The organism is Brevundimonas sp., assembly GCF_035626535.1.
Classification (GTDB): domain Bacteria; phylum Pseudomonadota; class Alphaproteobacteria; order Caulobacterales; family Caulobacteraceae; genus Brevundimonas.
The window spans coordinates 1-19,492 of the sequence record NZ_DASPNO010000020.1; the positions used below are offsets into that span (position 1 = coordinate 1).

The window sequence follows — 19,492 nt, forward strand, 5'->3', positions numbered from 1 at the left end:
TGACAGCACCCTGTGGGCCGCCGGCATGCGCTTCCCCATCGAGGTCGGGCCGGCCTATGCGAACTCGCAGGTCTACGGTTACGGCGGCTATCTGGCGCCCGGGCCGGGCGGCCAGTGCGACGCCCGCAACTACTCGTATCCGTGGCGCGACAATTTCTGCGAGACGCGGTCGTGGACCAACGGCATGTGCCCGGCCGGCAAGGGACACCAGGGTCAGGACATCCGGCCGGCCACCTGCGAGAAGAAGGTGCACTGGGCGGTCGCCGCCGAGAACGGGCGGGTCACCTCGATCGGCAGCTACACCGTCACCCTGCTCGGCGATTCCGGCCGCATCTACCGCTATCTGCATCTCGATATGGCGGGGGTGAACGCCCTGTTCCCGACCCCGGCGTCGCGCAACGTGACGCGGGGCCAGCACCTGGGCAAGGTTTCGGCTGACTTCGGCGGAAGCGCCACCACCATCCACCTGCATTTCGAGATCAAGGCGCCGGTGGACAGCGGCGGCGGCGCGACAGTGATGTTCGTGCCGACCTATTCCAGCCTGGTCGACAGCTATGGCCGGTTGCTGAACGGGGCAGCCTAGGTTCCGCGCGGCTTGGCGCGGGTGGTGGGTTCGGCCCTTGTCGGGTCCTCGGGCCACGGGTGGCGCGGGTAGCGGCCGCGCATCTCGGCGCGGACGGCGGCCCAGCTGCCCTTCCAGAAGCCGGCCAGGTCCCTCGTCACCTGCACCGGGCGGCGCGCCGGGGACAGCAGGGCCAACGTCAGGGGGACGCGGCCGCCGCCGACGGTGGGATGGACGGTGACCCCGAACAGTTCCTGCACGCGGATGTCGACGCGCGGCCCACCCTCCGCGGCGTAGTCGATGGCGGCTGAACCGAGCGGCGTGTCGAGCCGGGCGGGCGCGAGTTCGTCGAGGGCGCGCTGGCGATCCCACGGGATCAGGGCGCGCAGCCCCTGCTCCAGCGCGGCGTCCGGAATGGCGTCAAGCGACTGCACGCTGTCGAGCAGCGGCCAGAGCCAGGTCTCGCGCAGTTCAGACAGGCCTTCGTCGGACACGTCGGGCCAGCCGTCGTCGAGCGTGCGGAGAAAGGCGAGCCGGGCGCGGATAGCCGAGGCCCGCTCGCCCCAGCGCAGCGCGTTGAGGCCGTCGCGTTCCACCTCTGACCTGAGCGCGGCCGTGATGGCGGCCCGGTCCGGGGGGCCGGCGATCCTCTCATCGACGACGATGGCTCCGATGCGCCGGACGCGCTTCAGCGCCATCCGGCCGGAGGGCTCTCGCGACAGCCGGTCCTCGCTTTCGAGGCGATGGCCCAGCGCCGCCGGATCAACCGGAGCGGCGAGGCGGATACGGTCGCGGGCATCTCCGCCGCCGAGCTCCGCCACGGCCAGCCAAGGCTCGCGGGCCAGCGGCTCCGTCGGGTCGAGAAAGGCGCCGCGCCCGGAGGCCAGCAGCATTTCGCCCGGCTTGCCCCGGGCCTTGGCGACCCGCTCGGGGAAGGCTTCGGCGAGGAGAGCGCCGGGATCGGGCTCGCCACCCTGCCCGCCTCCGGCCGCCCGCGCCCAGCGACCGGCCAGCTTCAGCGCGTCGCGCGCCCGCTGCGACCGGTCGCGCTCCAGCCCCCGCAGCCGCTCGCGCAGGTCGGGGTCGTTTCCGCCGAGACCGGGTTCGGAGAGCACCGCGGCGATCCGCGCGCCCAGCGCCGCGTCGCCGGCGTCGCTGGCCACGGCGACCATGTGGGCCAGCCGCGGCGGCAGCGGGATGCGGGTCAGGCGGCGCCCGTGCCCGGTCAGGCCGCCTGCCTCATCAAGGGCGCCGAGCCGCTGAAGCACCTTGCGGGCTTCCGCGAAGGCTCCGGCCGGCGGCTGGTCGAGCAGGGCGAGGCCTTCGGTCGTGCGCGCGCCCCAGCGGGCGAGGTCGAGGGCGAAGGCGGTGAGGTCGGCCTCAAGGATTTCCGGGCGCTGGTGCGGGACGAGACCGCGCGTGGCCTCTTCGTCCCACAGCCGATAGCAGACGCCCGGCTGCGTGCGCCCGGCCCGGCCGCGGCGCTGCTCGGCGGAGGAGCGGCTGACCCGCACCGTCGCCAGGCGGGTCAGGCCGCTGGACGGTTCGAAGCGGGGCACGCGCGACAAGCCGCCGTCAATGACCACCCGCACGCCCTCGATGGTCAGGCTGGTCTCGGCGACGGAAGTGGCGAGCACGACCTTCCGGCGGCCGGGCGCGGCCGGCTCGATGGCGCGGTACTGCACCGCCTTGTCCAGGGCGCCGTAGAGCGGGACGATGTCGACGAGGGGATCGCGGAGGCGCTCGGCGAGCCGCTGGGCGACCCTGTGAATCTCGCCCTGTCCCGGCAGGAAGACCAGCACGGATCCGGTCTCCTCTCCCAGCGCGAGCAGGACGGCGCGGGCCATGGCATCCTCGAACCGTTCGGCCGCGTTGCGGCCGAGGTAGCGGGTCTCGACGGGGAACATCCGGCCCTCGCACTCGATCACCGGCGCGTCGTGCAGAAGCTTCGAGACGCCAGCGATGTCCAGCGTCGCCGACATGACCAGCAGCCGGAGGTCCTCGCGCAGAAGAGCCTGGCTCTCCCGGGCGAGGGCGAGGCCGAGGTCGGCGTCCAGACTGCGCTCGTGAAATTCGTCAAACAGGACGGCGCCCACGCCGTCGAGGCCGGGGTCGTCGAGAATCATGCGGGTGAAGACGCCCTCGGTGATGACCTCGATCCGGGTCTTCGGCCCAATGCGGCTTTGCAACCGGGTGCGATAACCGACCGTCTCCCCCGCGGTCTCGCCCAGCGTGGTCGCCATTCGCTCCGCGGCGGCCCGGGCCGCAAGCCGGCGCGGTTCCAGCACCAGCAGTTTGCCGCCGGCCAGCCAGGGCTGGTCCAGCAGAGCGAGGGGCGCGACGGTGGTCTTGCCCGCACCCGGCGGCGCCGCCAGCACGACCGCATGGGCCGCGGCGAGCGCGGCTTTCAGCGGTTCGAGGACGGCGTGGATGGGCAGCATCGGTGCGGTCTACCCGCAACGGTCCGGGTCACGAAAGCGTCGTCGGCCGTTCATCGATTGGAAACCGCGTTGCCAGCCGGGTCCCGCACCGCTAGCGTCCGCGCCATTGAAGGCGGTCCGGGGAGGACTCGCCGTATTCAGGGGGCGAGACTCTATGTCCGCAGAAGGCCTCAGGCCCAGGGGGAACCGTCTGTTCCTCAAGAAATCCGTAGCCCAGATCCAGAAGGAAGCGGCCAAGAGCGAGCTGAAGCGCTCGCTCGGGCCGATCAACCTGATGAGCCTGGGCATCGGCGCCATCATCGGCGCCGGCATCTTCGTGCTGACCGGCCAGGTCGCCGCCGACTACGCGGGCCCGGGCATCATGCTCAGCTTCGTCGTCGCCGGCATCGCCTGCGGTCTCGCCGGCCTGTGCTACGCCGAGCTTGCCTCGACCATGCCGGTGTCCGGATCGGCCTACACCTACGCCTATGGCACCCTGGGCGAGGTCTTCGCCTGGATCATGGGCTGGCTGCTGGTGCTCGAATACGGCATCGCCGCCTCCACCGTCGCGGTGGGCTGGGCCGGCTATGTGCTCGAAATCGCCAAGGACTTCACCTTCTCCGCCAATCTGTTCCCGGCCATATCGTACGCCGGACAGGAAGGCGCGCAGTGGGCCACGCCGTTGATCGAGGCGGTGCGCGGAGACACCGGCACGACGCTGCAGATGACCGGGACGTTCAACCTCGTCGCCGCCATCGGCATCGCCGCCGTCTGCGCCCTGCTGGTGCTGGGCGTCAGCGAGTCCGCCAATGTCAACAACATCATCGTGGTCATCAAGGTGATCGTGCTGCTGACCTTCATCGGGGTCGGCTTCTCATATGTGAACCCGGACAACTGGGTGCCCTTCATCCCTGAAGCGGACCCGAACGAGCCCGGCCGCTACGGCCTGGGCGGGGTGTTCCGCGGCGCGGCGATCATCTTCTTCGCCTACGTCGGCTTCGAGGCGGTCTCGACCGCCGCGGCCGAGGCCAAGAACCCGTCGAAGGACGTGCCGATCGGCATCCTCGGCGCCCTGTTCGTCTGCACCCTGATCTACATGGCCGTCGCGGCCGTGATGACCGGCGTGGTGCCTTTCGCCGAACTGTCCAGCCCCGCGCCGGTGGCCGTCGCCATCGACCGCATGGATCTGACGTGGGCCAATATCGCCGTTCCGTTCGCGGTCGGCGGCGAGATGAACCTGATCAACTTCATGATCAAGATCGGGGCCATCACCGGGCTGAGCTCGGTCATGCTGGTGCTGTGCTACGGCCAGACGCGCATCTTCTACACCATGGCCCGCGACGGCCTGCTGCCGAAGGTGTTCTCCACCATCCACCCGAAATTCCGCACGCCCTGGCTCGGCACCATCCTGCTGGGCGTGGTGATCGCGGTGGCCGCCGCCTTCCTGCCGATCAGCCTGCTGGGTCAGCTGGTTTCGTTCGGCACGGCGCTGGCCTTCTCGATCGTCTGCCTGTCGGTCATCTATCTGCGGATCAAGCATCCGGAGCTGGAGCGGCCGTTCCGGGTGCCCGGCGGCATCATCACCGCCGTGCTCGGCATCGCCGCCTGTCTGTTCCTCGCCTGGCAGAATTTCTCGCCGATGATCGAACAGGCCTTCCCGACTCCGGAGCAACTGGCCAACGGCGTCGTTCCCGACCCGCTGACCCTGCAGCTGCTGGGCGGCTACGCCCTGATCGGCGCCGTCGTCTACGCCCTCTACGGCTTCTGGCACTCGAAGCTGGCCAAGGGCATCGACATCACGGACGATCCGAAACTGTCGACCCCGGACCAGGCGCTCGGCGGCAACGTCGACAACGTCCGCGAAGACTGATCTCCGGATCAGACCGGCCTCAAGTAGCGCCAACGCGCGATAGGCCGCCAGCAAGGCAAAGGCCCGGGAGCGATCCCGGGCCTTTCGCTTTTCGGCCGCCTCCCCTAGAGGCTACAGGCAGAACCTGCGGATGTGGCGGAACTGGTAGACGCACTGGATTTAGGTTCCAGCGCCGCGAGGCGTGGAGGTTCGAGTCCTCTCATCCGCACCATTTGTTTGTGCCTGTGCGCGCCGCGCGGCGGCTCGCGGCTTGAGGCCCGGGAGCTCGCCGGGGCTGTCGGGCATTTTTGTCGCGCCAAGGGTTCTTGCTTTGTTCTCTTTCCGCGCTATCCTCCCCTTCATGGCTGAAGCGGCGAAGGGACGGGGGGCGCGGTCGAATGCGACCGGGCGGTTCGAACCGGAGACCGTGGAGGCCTTCGACGACGGCTGGACCGGCGACGATGTCGAGGCGGCGCCCCTGCGCACCACCCTGACGCCCGAGCACGCCCGGACGATCATCGCGCGGAACACCAGTCCGGACATCGGTTTCGACCGGTCCATCAACCCATACAAGGGCTGCGAACATGGCTGCATCTACTGCTACGCCCGTCCGTCCCATGCCTGGATGGGCCTATCCCCGGGCCTGGATTTCGAGAGCCGGCTGTTCTTCAAGCCCGAAGCCGCGCGTCTCCTGGAACAGGAGCTCTGCAAGCCGCGATATGTCTGCAGGCGCATCCACATAGGCGGCAACACCGACCCCTACCAGCCGGTCGAGCGCGAGCTGAAGTCGACGCGGTCCATCCTCGAGGTGCTGCAGCGGTTCCGGCATCCGTTGAGCATCATCACCAAGTCGGTGCTGATCGGGCGCGACGCCGACATTCTGGGGGCGATGGGGCGCGAGGGGCTGGCCTCGGCCTATGTCTCGATCACCACGCTCGACCGGGGACTGGCCCGGGCCATGGAGCCGCGCGCCTCGACGCCGGCGAAACGGCTGGAGGCGATCAGCCGTCTGGCCGAGGCGGGCTGCCCTGTCGGGGTCGGCTTCGCGCCGGTGATCCCGGGGCTCAACGACCATGAGCTGGAAAGCGTGCTGGAGGCGGCGGCCAGGGCCGGCGCGACCTCGGCCATGTATGTGACGCTGCGCCTGCCGCTGGAGATCAAGGACCTGTTCCGCGAGTGGCTGGCCGACGCCCGGCCGGACCGCGCCGCGCGGGTCATGTCGCTGGTTCGCCAGACCCGCGGCGGGCGCGACTACGACCCGGACTGGAACCAGCGCATGAAAGGGACCGGGCCGGTGGCCGAGCTGATCGCCACGCGGTTCCGGGCGGCGGTGAAACGCTACGGCCTCGACGGCCCGAGGCATGTGCTGGACGAGACGAAATTCCGGGTCCCGCCGGACATGAAGAAGCAGATGGATCTGTTCGACCTCGCCGAAGCCGGTTGACTCAAGGCCAGGCTGGACAGGCGTTCGTCCAGCGGTCGTAATGGCTCTGCATTGGGAGAGATGACCATGGCGTCACGGACATTCAGGCTGGCGGCGATCGCGGCGGCGGCGGCGGCCCTGTCCGCCTGCCTCAAGGTCGACGTGCCCGAGGACGCCTTCTTCTGGCCCGACAGCCGTCTGGCCGCGGAGCAGGTCGTGCTGACTCCGAACCCGCCGCCGGCGGGCGCGGAGGCCCTGATCCTGTCCTACGCCGGCGGAACCATCGGCGCGACGCGGGTGCGCGCCACGGCGGCGCCGCGGCCGCTGATCCTGTTCTGCGGCGGCAACCTGTTCCGTCGCAGCAGCGCGGGCGGGTTCGCGGCCGCCAAGCTGGCGCCGTTCGGCGATGTGCTCATGTACGACTACCCCGGCTATGGCGAGACCGGCGGCGAGGCGGATTTCGCCAACTTCAGCGCCGCCGGCGCGGTCATGGCCGAAACCGCCCGGGCCCAGGCCGACGCCGAGGGCCGTCCGCTGATCGCCTGGGGCCATTCGCTGGGCGGCGTTGTCTGCACCGACGCGGCCGTGAAGGCGCGGGCCGACGTCCTCGTGCTGGAGACCACCACGCCGGGCGCGCGGGCCGCCGTCGACCAGCAGGCGGGGCTGATGCGGCCGTTCGTCAGGGTGAACATGGCCCCGGCGCTGGCCTCGATCGACGTGCCGGCCGCGCTGGAGGGCTTCGGCGGCAAGATCCTCGTGCTTGAGGCCGGCCGGGACGAGACGCTGGCGCCCGCGCTGAGCCGCAGACTGGCGCGGGAGCTCGAGGAACGCGGGCTGCGGGTCGAGCGGCTGGTCTTCCCGAACGCGGGCCACAACGATGTCGGGCGGCAGCCGGACTTCGAGAGCCGCGTCGCCGGGGCGCTCGCCCGCTAGCGCCGGAACACTCCGACCAGCTCGACGTGGGCCGACCACAGGAACTGGTCGACCGGCGTGACCCGCTGCAGCTGGAAGCCGGCGTCGATCAGCACCCGCGCGTCGCGGGCGAAGGTGACCGGGTTGCAGGAGACGTAGACGACCGTGTGGGCCTTCGTCTGAGCCACCTGCTGCGTCTGTTCCAGCGCCCCGGCGCGGGGCGGGTCCAGCACGATGGCGTCGCAGCCGCGCAGGTCCCAGGGAGCCAGCGGGCGACGAAACAGATCGCGGGCCTCGGCCGTGATCGGCCTCAGTCCCCGAGCCGTGCCGACCCCCGCCCTGAGCGCGGCTATGCTCGCGGCCGAGGCGTCGGCGGCCAGCACCGGCGCGACGGTCGCCAGCGGAAAGGTGAAGGTGCCGGCCCCGCAGAACAGGTCGGCGATCTTCTTCGCGCCGCGCACCGCCTCGACGGCCCTTGAGACCATGGCCGCCTCGGCCTCGGGCACGGCCTGCAGGAAGCCGCCCGCCGGCAGGGGCACGGTGGCGGGGCCGAAGGCGACGATCGGCTGGCGTGACATCACCAGTGCATCCCCGGCCAGGCTGAGCCGGGCGAGATCGGCGGCGGCCGCGGCCTCGATGGCCCGCATCTGCGCATCGCGCGACAGGCCGCCGTTGCGCCGCTCAACGCCGGTGACGTCGACGTCCAGCCCGGTGAGGGTCCAGGTCACGTGCAGGGTCGGGGCGGATTTCGGATGCTCGAGGAACGCTTCGGCGACCCGGGTCAGGGCCGGGATGGCGGCGACCAGCCGGGGATCGGCCACGGGGCAGACGCGGACCTCGACCAGACGCCAACTCTTGCGGGCCTTGAAGCCAAGCTGGACGCGGCCGTCGGCCCCGCGCCGCGCGTGCAGGGCCAGGCGGCGGCGCGTGCCGGGCGCCACGGCGACGGTGGGCTCTACTTCGGTTTCGATCCGCTCACGGGCGAGGGCCAGCCGGACCTGCTCGCGCTTCCACTCCAGATAGGGTCCGGCGGCCCAGTGCTGGAGCGAACAGCCGCCGCAGTCGCCGTAGTGGGGCGAGACGGGCTCGACCCGCTCGGGACTGGCGCGGAGGATGGCGACGGCTTCGGCGCGACCGTCGCGCACCTCGGCCATCACCGTCTCGCCCGGCAGGGTGAGCGGCGCGAATACGGGGCCGGCGGGCGTCTCGGCGATGCCGTCGCCCTGTCCGCCCACGCGCGCGATGGTCAGCGTTTCCGTCATCCGGCGCTTCTAGAGGCTCCGCGCCGTGCGCGAAACCTGAACGAAGATGAACGGCCCGCTCAAAGGCCGTTCAGCTTCGGGGCCTTAACGATGATGCAACAGACAGGGGTCGCCGTTCGTTCGGCCTCCATCTCAACCGAAGCCAGGAACGACCCGATGTTCGCCCGACCCATCGCCGCCACCGCAGCCCTCGCCGCCGCCGGCATGCTGCTGGCGCCCGCCACGGCTTCGGCCCAGGCCTACACCTACCAGGGCGAGCAGCCCTACGCCTACAGCCCGTCGTACGACTACGACCGGTATGATGACCGCTACCGCTACGACGACCGGCGCGACTATCGCTACGACGACGCTTGCCGCAGCTATCGCAACGACCGCCAAGCCGGAGGCGCTGTGATCGGCGCCACCATCGGCGCCGTGGCCGGTTCGCAGCTGGGCGCGCGCGGCCGCCGCACCGAAGGCAGCGTGCTGGGCGGCGTGCTCGGCGCCGTCGTCGGGGCCAGCGTCGGCGCCGGCTCGGGGCGCGACTGCAACCGCTACGGTTCGGACTACCGCTACGACGATAGCCGGTATGGCGACCGCTACGGCTATCAGTCCTACGGCCGCTACGACGAGCGCTACAGCTACGGCGACGACCGCTACTACGGCGACGATCGCTACCGGTCCGGTTCCCAATACGGCAGCCGCTACGAGACCGGCTACGGCTCCGACCGTTACGGTTGCCGCACCGTCGAGACCCGCGCCTACACGCGCGAGGGCCGTCTCGTCACCCGTTACGAGCAGTCCTGCCCGGACCGCTACTGACCGAATCGCGTCGCCGATTATTTTTCAGCCCCCCTGTCGATCGGCGGCGTGACGGAGACCCCCGGCGGAGCAATCCACCGGGGGTTTTTCCTTGTTTGAAGGGGCGCCACCGCTCGCGACGCGGTCGCTCGCTGCTTGGGCGCAGTGGGGCGCTAGTTCCGGCGCCGCGCCCAGAGCAGGAATTCGACGTTGCCGTCGCCGCCGGTGATCGGGCTTTCCGTGGTCGCCTGCACGGCCCACCCCTGCCCTTCCAGCCAGGTTGAAATCGATGCGACCGCCGCCTGATGCGCCTCGGCGTCCCTGACCACGCCCTTCTTGCCGACGCCCCCGGGGCTGTCAGCCTCGAACTGAGGCTTCACCAGGGTGACCAGGTCGGCGTCCGGCGCGGCCAGCGACAGGGCGGCGGGAAGGACCTTGGCGAGGCCGATGAAGCTGGCGTCGCAGACGGTCAGCTGCGGCGGGACCGGGATCAGTTCGGTGGTCAGGTCACGGGCGTCTGTGTGTTCGAGGTTGATCACCCGGGGATCGGCGGCGAGGCGCGGATGCATCTGGCCCGAGCCGACGTCCACCGCATAGACCCGGGCGGCGCCGCGCTCGAGACAGACCTCGGTGAAGCCCCCCGTCGACGCGCCGACATCAAGCACCGTCCGCCCTTCGACGGGAACGGGCCAGAGCGACAGGGCGTGATCCAGCTTCAGGGCGCCACGGCCCACCCAGCGGTGAGCATCGGCGTAGGTCAGGATCGCGTCCTCGCCGACGATCTGTGAGGCAGCCCGGGCGGGCGCGCCGTCTACAGTGACGCGTCTCGCCTCGATGGCGGCTTTCGCCCTCGCGCGACTTTCCGCGAGGCCGCGCGCGACCAGAAGCTGGTCGAGCCGGCTTTTCGTCACCCCACCGCGTCCAGACGGGCGAGCGCCGCCAGCAGCCTGGCCTTGCCGGCTTCGGCCTCGGCGAGTTTCTCGCGCTGTTCGTCGACGACTTCGGGCGCCGCGCGGGCGACGAAATTCGGGTTGCCGAGCTTCTTGTTGACGTGGCCGATGTCGCTGTCGAAGGCGGCGATCTCTTTCTGGAGCCGGGCCCGTTCGGCGGCCAGATCGATGATCCCGGCCAGCGACAGGGCGGCGGTCGCGCCATCGGAGACGAAGGTCACGGCGCCCGTGGGGGCCGTATCCGCGACCGCGATCTCCGACACCCGGGCGAGGGTCAGGAGCAGGTCGTGGTGGCGGGCGATCCGTTCGGCCGTCGAGGCGTCCGGCGCGATGAAGGCCAACGGAGGTTTGGCCGACGGCGGCACGTTCATCTCGGCGCGCAGGCCGCGGACTTCGGTGACCAGATCGACCAGCCAGCCGATCTCGGCCTCGGCGGCCGCATCGACGAAGGCCTCGGGCAGGTCGGGCCAGGCGGCGCCGATCAGGGTCGCCTCCGCACGCGGCGCCCCCTGGTCCGCCAGCTTGTCCCACAACTCCTCGGTGATGAAGGGCATGACCGGATGCATCAGCTTGAGAGTCTGGTCGAGGGCCCAGGCCGTCATGGCGCGGGTCTCCGCCTTCGCCGCCTCATCGGCGCCGGTGAACACCGGCTTGGCCAGCTCCAGATACCAGTCGCAGAACACGTTCCAGACGAAGCGGTAGAGGGCCGAGGCGGCGTCGTCGAAGCGGCCGCCCTCAATGGCCGAGGAGACCTGCCGCTCGGCCTTCGTCAGCTCGCCGCGGATCCAGCGGTTGATAGTCTGCTTCACGCCGGCGGGATCGAAGCCCTCGACGCGGCGCGCCTCGTTCATCTGCGAGAAGCGCGCGGCGTTCCACAGCTTGGTGCCGAAGTTGCGATAGCCTTCAATGCGTTGGCGAGAGAGCTTGATGTCGCGCGTGCCCGATAGAATGGCCATGGTGAAGCGCAGCGGGTCGGCGCCGAGCTCGTCGATGATGGTCAGGGGGTCGATGACGTTCCCCTTCGACTTGCTCATCTTCTGGCCCTTCTCGTCGCGGACCAGGCCGTTGATGATCACGCGGCGGAACGGAACCTCATCCATGAAGTGAAGTCCCATCATCATCATCCGGGCGACCCAGAAGAAAATGATATCGGCGGCGGTCACCAGATCGGACGTCGGATAGAAGCGCTCGAGGTCCTCCGTCTTCTCCGGCCAGCCCATGGTCGAGAACGGCCACAGGGCCGAGGAGAACCAGGTGTCGAGGACGTCCTCGTCCTGCGTCAGAGGGGTTTCGGCGCCGTAGTGATGGCGGGCGGCGGCGCGGGCGTCGTCCTCGCTCTCCTCAACGAAGATCGTGCCGTCGGGGCCGTACCAGGCCGGGATGCGGTGGCCCCACCAGAGCTGGCGCGAGATGCACCACGGTTCGATGTTGCGCAGCCACTCGAAATAGATCTTCTCGTAGCTCTTCGGCTCGAAGACGGTGTCGCCCAGCTCCACAGCCTTGATGGCCGGCTGGGCGAGGGTGTGGGCGTCGACGTACCACTGGTCCGTAAGCCACGGCTCGATGACCACGCCGGAGCGGTCGCCGTGCGGGATGACGTGGCGGGTCTTCTCAATCTCCCTGAGCCAGCCCTCTTCCTCCGCCCGGGCGACGATGGCCTTGCGGGCGGCGAAGCGGTCGAGGCCCTGAAGTTCCTGCGGGATGTAGTGGGTTTCGTCGAACTGCTCGTGGGTCCACGCGCTCCTTTCTCCGAAATCACTGTAGTCACCCGTCGCCTTGTCCAGTCGCGTATCGGCGAGATGAGTGCCGACGATTCGTCCGAAGGCGTCCAGGACGTTCAGGGCCGGCAAGCCATGACGTTTGCCGACCTGGAAGTCGTTGAAGTCGTGGGCCGGGGTGATCTTGACGGCGCCCGATCCCTTGGTCGGATCGGCGTAGGCGTCAGCGACGATGGGGATGGCTCGACCGGTGATCGGCAAGATGACCCTGGCCCCGACGATGGCCGCATACCGTTCGTCATCCGGATGCACAGCCACGCCGGTGTCGCCCAGCATGGTCTCGGGCCGGGTCGTGGCCACCACGATGAAGTCGCGGGTCTCCCACTCCGTCGGCTGGCCCTCGTCATCGAAGGCGACCGGGTGTTCGTAGGTCACGCCGTCGGCCAGCGGATAGGCGAAATGCCAGTAAAAGCCGTCCATCTCCCGCTGCTCGACCTCGAGATCGGAGATGGCGGTCTGGAAATGCGGGTCCCAGTTCACCAGACGCTTGTCGCGGTAGATCAGTCCCTCGCGGTGCAGTTGGACGAAGACCTTGCGGACGGCGGCGTTCAGCCCCTCGTCGAGGGTGAAGCGCTCGCGGCTCCAGTCGCAGGAGGCGCCGAGCCGGCGCAGCTGCTGGACGATGGTCCCGCCGCTCTCGGCCTTCCATTCCCAGACCTTGTCGACGAAGGCGTCCCGGCCCATCTCGCGCCGGCTCATGTTGCCGGCGGCGGCGAGCTGACGCTCGACAACCATCTGGGTGGCGATGCCGGCGTGGTCGGTGCCGGGCAGCCACAGCACCGCCTTGCCGCGCATGCGGTGATAGCGGGCGAGGATGTCCTGCAGGGTGTTGTTCAGCGCGTGGCCGATGTGCAGCGAGCCGGTCACGTTCGGCGGCGGGATGACGATCGAATAGGCCTCGGCGGCCGTGTCCTGGCCCCGATCGGTTCTGGGCGCGAAGACGCCGCTCTCCTCCCACCTCGCGTAGAGGCGCGGTTCGGCGGCTTTCGGGTCGAAGGTCTTGTCGAGCATGGGGAGGGTCTTACACGCAAAAGAGAAGGGCGGCCCCGCTGGAGCCGCCCCGGTATGATCTAGCCTTGATCAGGTCGCAGGTGAAGCTAGCCGGCGGAGCGGGCGATGCGTTCCACTTCCTTGCGTACCTGGGCCTCGACGATGCCCGGCAGGTTGGCGTCGAGCCATTCCTTCAGCATCGGGCGCAGCAGCGAGCGGGCCAGTTCGTCGAGCGTGGGGCCGGAGGGAGTCGAAGGTTCCATGGGCTCGGGCTTCTTGAGGGTGGAGGCCAGCCCGGCGAAGGCCGAGGCGGCGCTGGCGGCGGCGCTGTCGCCGACGAGGGTATCGTAGCCGGCGTGGCTGGTGGTGTCGGCGGGGTGTTCCGGCTCGGACGCGAACACCGATTCGCTGACCGCCTCCACCGGGAACGGGTCGACGTCGGCGGCGGGAGACACCTCGAGGTCGCCGATGCTCTCGGCGGCGGGGGCTTCGTAGGTGTCGGTCAGTTCCAGCACGTCCTCCTCGGAGGCGGCGGGCTCTTCCATCGAGGGGGTTTCGTCCATCAGGGCCGGCGAGACCGACCCGGCCTCGAACGGCTCGGCCTCGGCTTCCGCCGCGGGCCCGGACGGAGCCGCCGCGGCCGCCGCGGTTTCGGCAGGCGCGTCATCTTCGGAAATGATCCGGCGGATCGACGCCAGGATTTCCTCCATCGTCGGTTCCTGGGCGGTCTGGTCGGTCATGTCGAAACCCCGGGCGCGCGCGGCGAACGCAAAGTCTGAATGGTGGACGGCGCGGGGGCACGGCCCCTACCCCACCCGATGTCGTCGCATCTCAGCCCGCTGGAATCAACGGGCGTTTTATTCGCGTCACAGGTTAACGGGCCGCGCCCGAGTCGCCTACCAGGCGATCCGGCGCCGGGTTCAGTGCCGGGGCGCGGTCTGCACGATTTCGGACTTCAGCTGCTGGTCGATCGGCGCATCGGCGGCGTCGTTGGCGGGCGTGATCGGCGGGGCGACGATGCGGTCGACGGCCTCGATCAGACTGTCCCACGGCAGGGCGCCCCGATTGCGGACGCGCTCGTAGTTGTCGGCCGGATCGTAGACGGTCAGCGTCGGATCGAGATCAGCGCCCTCCAGCCGGCCCATGGCGGCCAGCAGATTGGCCTGGGCGACGTATTCGTTGCGACGGGCGCTGGCCAAGGTGATCTCGGCGTTGCGCAGCTCCAGTTCCTGGTTGAGCACGTCGAGCGTGGTGCGCAGGCCGACCTGGGCCTCCTGACGTACGCCCTCGGCGGCGACGGTGGCGGCGCGCACGGCCTCGACGCCGGCTTCGAGGCTGGAACGGGCCGAGATCGCCTGGGCGTAGGCCGAGCTGACGGACTGCAGGGTGTTGCGGCGTTCGCCCTCGACGTTGATCTGGGCGACGTTGGCGCGTTCGAAAGCCTGGGCGACGCGCGAGCCGTTCAGGCCGCCGGTGAACAGCGGCACGGAGACGGAACCGCCCACGGTCAATTCGGCGTTGTCGCCGATGTCGCTGAAGGCGTCGAAGTCGTTGTTGGAGCCGCCGTAGGAGGCGGTCAGCCGGGCCGAGGGCATGTATTCGGCCTTGGCGGCGGCGACGTTGGCCTCGGCGGCGCGCAGATTATAGGCGGCCGCGCGGATGCCGGGGTTGTCCAGCAGGGCCACGTCGAGGGCGGCGTCGAAGTCGTTCGGCACCCCCGGCAGCACCGGCATCGGGGCCAGATCGCCCGGTGATTGGCCGACGACGGCGGCGTAGGACGCGCGCGATACGGAGAGCTGGGCCTGGGCGTTGGCGAGGTCGGCCTCGGATTGGGCGAGGCGCGCTTCCGACTGGGCGACGTCGGTGCGGGTGATCTCGCCGACCTCGAAGCGGGCCGAGGCCTCCTCGAGCTGGCGCTGAAGCACCCCGAGGTTGGCCTGGCGGATGCGAAGGATCTCGGTGTCGCGGATCACGTCGGCATAGGCCTGGATCACCGAGGCCAGAACGGTCTGCTCGATATCGCGCAGGTTTTCGCGGCCGGCGAGGATCTCCGCCTCTGCGGCGGTGATGCCATGGCCGATGCGGCCGCCGCTCCACAGCGTCTGCGACAGGCCGATGCTGGCCGAGGCGCTGTCGCTCTCGGTTTCGTTGTTGAAATCGCGGATATGATTGCCGGTGACGGTGACGTCCAGCCGCGGACGCAGGCCGGCCCGGGCCTGAACGATCGATTCGTCCAGCGCCCGCTGGTTGGCCCGCTGGGCCAGCAGCGAGGGGTTGGTGCGATAGGCCAGGGCGATCGCTTCCTGCAGCGTTTCGGCCCAGACGGGTGCGCCCATGCCGGCAGCGACGGCGAAGATGGCGACCGAGGCGAGCGCGCGCGAACGTTTCAGCATGACTGTTCCTGCCTGGCGCGCACGAGGATGCGCACGCCCCTTGTATCCCATAGGCCTGATGCGGGACGGTTTCCTCCCACGCCAGTTAAGATTTTTTCACGCTGCCCCCGAACAGGGCGTCGGCCGGCGCAGTCTACAGGGCGAAGGCGGGCGCCGGCGCGAGCTCGGCGAGGACGGGCGGGGCCGCGTCGAAAAGTTCGCGCCGCGACAGCCCCGACGCGCCCTTCACATACAGAACCGCCTTGCCGGCGGGTCCGGCGCGCTCGACCACGGCCAGCCGGCCGCCGATCCTGAGCGCGGCCAGCCAGGCCTCCGGGCGGACTGGCACGGCGGCCTCTGAAACGATGACGTCATAGCCGCCGCCGACCGGTTCGGCGAACGGGGCCACGACGCCCTCGACGCCCGCCTCGGCCAGGGCGGGGGCGACCACTTCCAGCACCGCCGGATCGGCTTCCTGGGCGGTGACCTTGAGGCTCATCCGCGCCAGCACGGCGGCGGCGTAGGGGCCGGCGATGGCCAGGGCCGTCTCGCCGGGGAGCGGCTCCAGCGCCATCAACAGCTTGGACAGGTCGCGAGCCAGCATCAGGCGCCGGCCGGCGGCGATCTCGGGCTCGATCTCCGCATAGGCGGCGAAGGCGCGCTCGGCGGGCAGGAAGCGCTCGCGCGGCACCGAAAGCAGCGCGGCCTGCAGGTCGCGATCGGTGACGTCGTTCACCCGGACCTGACTGTCCACCATGACCTTGCGCGCGGCGGCGAAATCCATCTGTCGATCGTCCCGAAAAGGCAAAGCGCGGTAACGCGCCGGAAATCTGGCGCGCTTATAGGTCTGTGCGTTGCGGGCGACAATCCGATCTGATAGCGAACGCCCCTCGCGATGGCGTGGTCGTCCCTCCGGAATGTTTCCGGGGCGGCCCAAGGGCCTGATGGCGGAGTGGTTACGCAGAGGACTGCAAATCCTTGCACCCGAGTTCGATTCTCGGTCAGGCCTCCATCGCGATTTTCAGACAGTCAGACGCCGCCTAGACCGGCGCGGTCATCCAGCCGATGACGGTGGCCGCGCTCACCGTCGCGGCCACGATGGTGACCGCCACGGCGACGCGCGCGTTGCGGTTCACGAAGAACAGAATGCTGTCGAACATAACCAACTCCCCCCGGACGCGCACACAGCGCCACAGATCGCGACGTTCATCAAGGTATACGAAGGGTTAATCGCGGATCGATGAACGCTTTACGCCTTGCGGGTGAAATGATGCAGGGCGATGGCCCCCGCGGTTCCCACGTTGAGGGAATCGAAGCCGCCGGACATCGGAATGCCGACCGTTTCGCAGCGCTCGAGCAGGTGAGTCGGCAGGCCGGGGCCCTCCGCTCCGAGGACAATGGCCGTCCGCCCGCCCCTCGCCGCGAGGTGCAGCGGGGCCGGTGAGGATGGGGTCATGGCCAGGACGCGAAAGCCCGCCGCCTTCAGCCCGTCAATCAGATCCGCCCCTGTGAGACCGGTCGCCATCGGCGTGCGCAGAACCGCCCCGACCGAGACGCGGATAGCCTTGCGGTAGAAGGGATCGCAGCAGCGGTCGTCGAGCAGCACGGCGGCGGCTCCGAAGGCGGCGGCGGCGCGGAATATCCCGCCCATGTTGTCGTGGTTGCCGATGCCGCAGGCGGCCACGACCACAGCGTCTTCAGAGGCGCCTGCCAGCTGTTCGGACAGCGGCCGCGGAGCGGGCTTCTCGCCCAGGGCCAGGATGCCGCGGTGCAGATGGAAGCCGACGACACCGTCCAGCACCGACTGAGAAGCCGACCAGACCGGCGTCTCCGGCGGCAGGGCCTCGATGACATCGGCCAGCCCGAGGATCCGCTTTTCGGCGATCAGCGCGGCGACGGGACGGCACAGCGAGGCCGGCGAAGCGAGGACCCGCAGGACCACCTCGCCCTCGGCCACGAACAGACCCTGCCGGCCGGTCAGGTCGCGCTCGCGGATATCGCGGAAGGCGGCGACGCGGGGGTCAAGCGGATCGTCGATAGGGATTACGGCCAATCGGATATTTCCCGTTGCGCGAGCCTGACTCGCGCTGCTATAGCGCCCGCCTTCCCGAGAGGAAGTGTTCCGCGGTAGCTCAGTGGTAGAGCAGCCGACTGTTAATCGGCTGGTCGTAGGTTCGAATCCTACCCGCGGAGCCACTCTCCCGTCCCCGACAACCGAGCAGAAAAAAGCCCGACGCGAGCGCCGGGCTGAAAAGGTTCGGTGATGGTGGGTGTCCTCGAAAGGAAGACATCCTTTCGTTCGACTGAATTGGTAAACGGTTCGTAAATCCGGTCAGGACGCCCCCCGGCCGGGCAGCCATGTCGTCTGGCGCGCCGCGCCCGGGCCGGTCCAGCGGATGCGCCAGCCGGAGTCCAGGCTTTCCACCACCAGGTCCTGCGACCCGGCCGCCTCGCCCGGCCAGACGAACTCCCGGCCCGCTACCCGGAGGGGCTCGGCGCCGTCGCGGGGCGGCAGGATGACGCTCCAGCGGCCGCGGGCATCCGGGGCCACCTGCACGGTCTCGCCGCCGCTCTGCACCTCGACCACCTCGGTCCCCGGGGCGGTGCGGCCGGAAGCCAGCCGCATGCGGCCGTCGCTGTCGATCGCCCCCAGCGCCGGAGCGGCGTCGAGCCGGCGGGTGGGGCCGCCCGGACGAAGCACCACGATCGGCCCCTCCCCGGCCGCGAGGATCAGCAGCCGGTCCGGCGAGGGCGCGGCGTCCTGTCCGATCTGGGTTTCCGGGCGAAGCAGGAGATGACCAGCGGGGGCCGGGAGGCGAACCTCGAACCGGCCTCGCGAATCGGCGGTAGCCGCGAACGCCGCGCCGTCGTCGCCGCGCAGGACCACCCGGGCCCCGGCGTCTGCGACCCCTGACACCGTCAGCGCCGGCCCGGCCCGCACGACCCCGTCGATGGTCGGGGGACGGGCCCACTCGCGGGTCGCCTCGGCGTCGCCGGCCGCCTGTTCGGGCGGAGTCGGGGAACAGGCCGCCGCGACGCCCGCGGCCACCGCGGCGATCATCCACAACATCGCCCGTTTCATACTGCCTCTCCGCCCGTTAGGAGTGTCGCCCCAGATAGCGCGGCCGCGCGCCCGCTGTCTTTCACTGTCTTCATGAGGCCCCATGTCGTCGCCCGTCACCATCCAGCCGTTCGACGGCAAATCGGTCTGCCTGTTCTGCGGTTCATCGGAAACCGTGCAGCCCGAGTATCTGGCGGCGGCGCGGGAATTCGGCGAGGCGACGGCGCAGGCGGGCTGGCGGCTGGTCTACGGCGGCGGCGGCGTCGGCCTGATGGGCGCGTCGGCACGGGCGGCGCACGGCGCGGGAGGGCGGGTGCTCGGCGTCATGCCGGGCTTCCTGCGCAGCCGCGAGCGCCTGTTCGACGAGGTTGAGACCCTGGTCGTGCCGTCGATGCACGAGCGCAAGACCATCATGTACGACCAGTCCGACGCCTTCGTGGTCGCGCCGGGTGGCGTCGGCACCTTGGAAGAGGCCATCGAGGTGCTGTCCTGGAAGCGCCTCGACCTGCACGCCAAACCGGTGATCTTCTTGAATCTGAACGGGTTCTGGGATGCCCTGCTGGCGGTGATGGAGCACAGCATCGCAGAAGGCATGACGCCGGCCTCGTTCCGGCAGGCGTGGGCTGTCTGCCACACGGTGGCGGAAGCGATCGAGGCGGTCCGGGCCTCGGACGAGATGCCTCACTTGCAACATGATCGGCGATAAGTAATCACTGGTCAGTCAAAGACCGCGCGTCGCAGTTTCGCGGATCGCTGACGTCGCCGGGCGGATCAACGCCCCTGCCATCTTCGGAGACCTCCCCATGCGTGCTCTGCTTATCGCCGCAACGCTGCTCGTCGCCGCCCCGGCGTCCGCCGGCGCTCCCGTCTCGAGCGCCGTGCTCGCCGACGCTTCCAAGGCGCCCGCCGAACGCACCATCATCGACGGCGCCGCCTGGCGCTGCGAAGGCGCGACCTGCACCGCCAGCGGCGGCGCCAACCAGACGGCGACCCGCGCCTGCCGCCGGGTCGTGGCCCGCTTCGGCGCCGTGACCGCCTTCACCTACAAGGGCGTCCAGCTGACCGCCGAACAGATCGCCGCCTGCAACGCCTGACCGGTGCAGCGGCTGTCGACCAAAGACAAGGGCCGCCCT

At 69.9% G+C, this 19,492-nt stretch carries 16 protein-coding genes and 3 tRNA genes; 10 read left to right on the forward strand and 9 right to left on the reverse strand.

Going from position 1 to position 19,492, the window contains the following annotated elements; all coding sequences use genetic code 11:
* Nucleotides 1-583: M23 family metallopeptidase (locus tag VEC04_RS02675; RefSeq protein WP_324773593.1), on the forward strand; the 583-nt coding region annotated here is incomplete at its 5' end.
* Here VEC04_RS02675 and hrpB read toward each other — a convergent pair.
* Entirely contained in the window at nucleotides 580-3,003 is a 2,424-nt protein-coding gene (gene hrpB, locus VEC04_RS02680; protein WP_324773595.1) for an ATP-dependent helicase HrpB, read from the reverse strand. The genes VEC04_RS02675 and hrpB overlap by 4 nt on opposite strands.
* A gap of 154 nt (nucleotides 3,004-3,157) precedes the next feature.
* Between hrpB and VEC04_RS02685 the strand changes: the two genes are divergently transcribed.
* The 4 genes from VEC04_RS02685 (at nucleotide 3,158) to VEC04_RS02700 (ending at nucleotide 7,187) form a co-directional block, all read left to right on the forward strand.
* Entirely contained in the window at nucleotides 3,158-4,852 is a 1,695-nt protein-coding gene (locus VEC04_RS02685; RefSeq protein ID WP_324773597.1) for an amino acid permease, read from the forward strand.
* A 126-nt stretch (nucleotides 4,853-4,978) separates the two neighbouring features.
* A tRNA-Leu gene (locus VEC04_RS02690) sits at nucleotides 4,979-5,063 on the forward strand.
* Between the two features lie 129 nt (nucleotides 5,064-5,192).
* Complete coding sequence (locus VEC04_RS02695; RefSeq protein WP_324773599.1) at nucleotides 5,193-6,275, forward strand: PA0069 family radical SAM protein; 1,083 nt, start codon at nucleotides 5,193-5,195, stop codon at nucleotides 6,273-6,275.
* 66 nt (nucleotides 6,276-6,341) lie between these two features.
* Complete coding sequence (locus VEC04_RS02700; protein WP_324773601.1) at nucleotides 6,342-7,187, forward strand: alpha/beta hydrolase; 846 nt, start codon at nucleotides 6,342-6,344, stop codon at nucleotides 7,185-7,187.
* Here the strand turns inward: VEC04_RS02700 and VEC04_RS02705 are convergent.
* Complete coding sequence (locus tag VEC04_RS02705; protein ID WP_324773603.1) at nucleotides 7,184-8,428, reverse strand: class I SAM-dependent RNA methyltransferase; 1,245 nt, start codon at nucleotides 8,426-8,428, stop codon at nucleotides 7,184-7,186. The two genes, VEC04_RS02700 and VEC04_RS02705, sit on opposite strands and share 4 nt — an antisense overlap.
* 156 nt (nucleotides 8,429-8,584) lie before the next feature.
* Here VEC04_RS02705 and VEC04_RS02710 point away from each other — a divergent pair, with 156 nt between their 5' ends.
* Complete coding sequence (locus VEC04_RS02710; protein ID WP_324773605.1) at nucleotides 8,585-9,229, forward strand: glycine zipper 2TM domain-containing protein; 645 nt, start codon at nucleotides 8,585-8,587, stop codon at nucleotides 9,227-9,229.
* A gap of 152 nt (nucleotides 9,230-9,381) precedes the next feature.
* Here VEC04_RS02710 and VEC04_RS02715 read toward each other — a convergent pair whose 3' ends face one another.
* The 5 genes from VEC04_RS02715 to VEC04_RS02735 form a co-directional block, all read right to left on the reverse strand.
* On the reverse strand, nucleotides 9,382-10,119 hold the full coding sequence (locus tag VEC04_RS02715; RefSeq protein WP_324773607.1) for a TlyA family RNA methyltransferase: 738 nt from the start codon (nucleotides 10,117-10,119) through the stop codon (nucleotides 9,382-9,384).
* Entirely contained in the window at nucleotides 10,116-12,947 is a 2,832-nt protein-coding gene (locus tag VEC04_RS02720) for a valine--tRNA ligase (protein ID WP_324773609.1), read from the reverse strand. Before VEC04_RS02720 ends, VEC04_RS02715 begins: the two co-directional genes overlap by 4 nt.
* An 86-nt stretch (nucleotides 12,948-13,033) precedes the next feature.
* Nucleotides 13,034-13,666, reverse strand: a complete 633-nt coding sequence (locus VEC04_RS02725) for a DUF2497 domain-containing protein (RefSeq protein WP_324773611.1) — start codon at nucleotides 13,664-13,666, stop codon at nucleotides 13,034-13,036.
* Between the two features lie 180 nt (nucleotides 13,667-13,846).
* Complete coding sequence (locus VEC04_RS02730) at nucleotides 13,847-15,319, reverse strand: TolC family outer membrane protein (RefSeq protein ID WP_324773613.1); 1,473 nt, start codon at nucleotides 15,317-15,319, stop codon at nucleotides 13,847-13,849.
* Between the two features lie 133 nt (nucleotides 15,320-15,452).
* The gene (locus tag VEC04_RS02735) at nucleotides 15,453-16,082 is read right to left on the reverse strand and encodes a protein-L-isoaspartate O-methyltransferase (RefSeq protein WP_324773615.1); all 630 of its coding nucleotides are present in this window, start codon (nucleotides 16,080-16,082) and stop codon (nucleotides 15,453-15,455) included.
* Nucleotides 16,083-16,236: 154 nt separating this feature from the next.
* On the opposite strand from VEC04_RS02735, the gene VEC04_RS02740 reads away from it, so the two are divergent.
* Nucleotides 16,237-16,310, forward strand: a tRNA-Cys gene (locus VEC04_RS02740).
* A gap of 237 nt (nucleotides 16,311-16,547) precedes the next feature.
* Here the strand turns inward: VEC04_RS02740 and VEC04_RS02745 are convergent.
* Nucleotides 16,548-17,351, reverse strand: a complete 804-nt coding sequence (locus VEC04_RS02745; RefSeq protein ID WP_324773617.1) for an RNA methyltransferase — start codon at nucleotides 17,349-17,351, stop codon at nucleotides 16,548-16,550.
* A 68-nt stretch (nucleotides 17,352-17,419) separates the two neighbouring features.
* On the opposite strand from VEC04_RS02745, the gene VEC04_RS02750 reads away from it, so the two are divergent.
* Nucleotides 17,420-17,494: transfer RNA gene (locus VEC04_RS02750), tRNA-Asn, on the forward strand.
* Between the two features lie 136 nt (nucleotides 17,495-17,630).
* Here VEC04_RS02750 and VEC04_RS02755 read toward each other — a convergent pair.
* Nucleotides 17,631-18,380 carry a hypothetical protein gene (locus VEC04_RS02755; protein ID WP_324773619.1) on the reverse strand — a complete coding sequence of 250 codons (750 nt, stop codon included), beginning with the start codon at nucleotides 18,378-18,380 and terminating at the stop codon, nucleotides 17,631-17,633.
* Nucleotides 18,381-18,462: 82 nt separating this feature from the next.
* On the opposite strand from VEC04_RS02755, the gene VEC04_RS02760 reads away from it, so the two are divergent.
* Together VEC04_RS02760 and VEC04_RS02765 are read left to right on the forward strand one after the other, a co-directional pair.
* Entirely contained in the window at nucleotides 18,463-19,065 is a 603-nt protein-coding gene (locus VEC04_RS02760; protein WP_324773621.1) for a TIGR00730 family Rossman fold protein, read from the forward strand.
* A 97-nt stretch (nucleotides 19,066-19,162) separates the two neighbouring features.
* Nucleotides 19,163-19,453, forward strand: coding sequence for a CC_3452 family protein (locus VEC04_RS02765; protein WP_324773623.1), 291 nt, complete (start codon nucleotides 19,163-19,165; stop codon nucleotides 19,451-19,453).
* The last annotated feature ends 39 nt before the right edge of the window (nucleotides 19,454-19,492 follow it).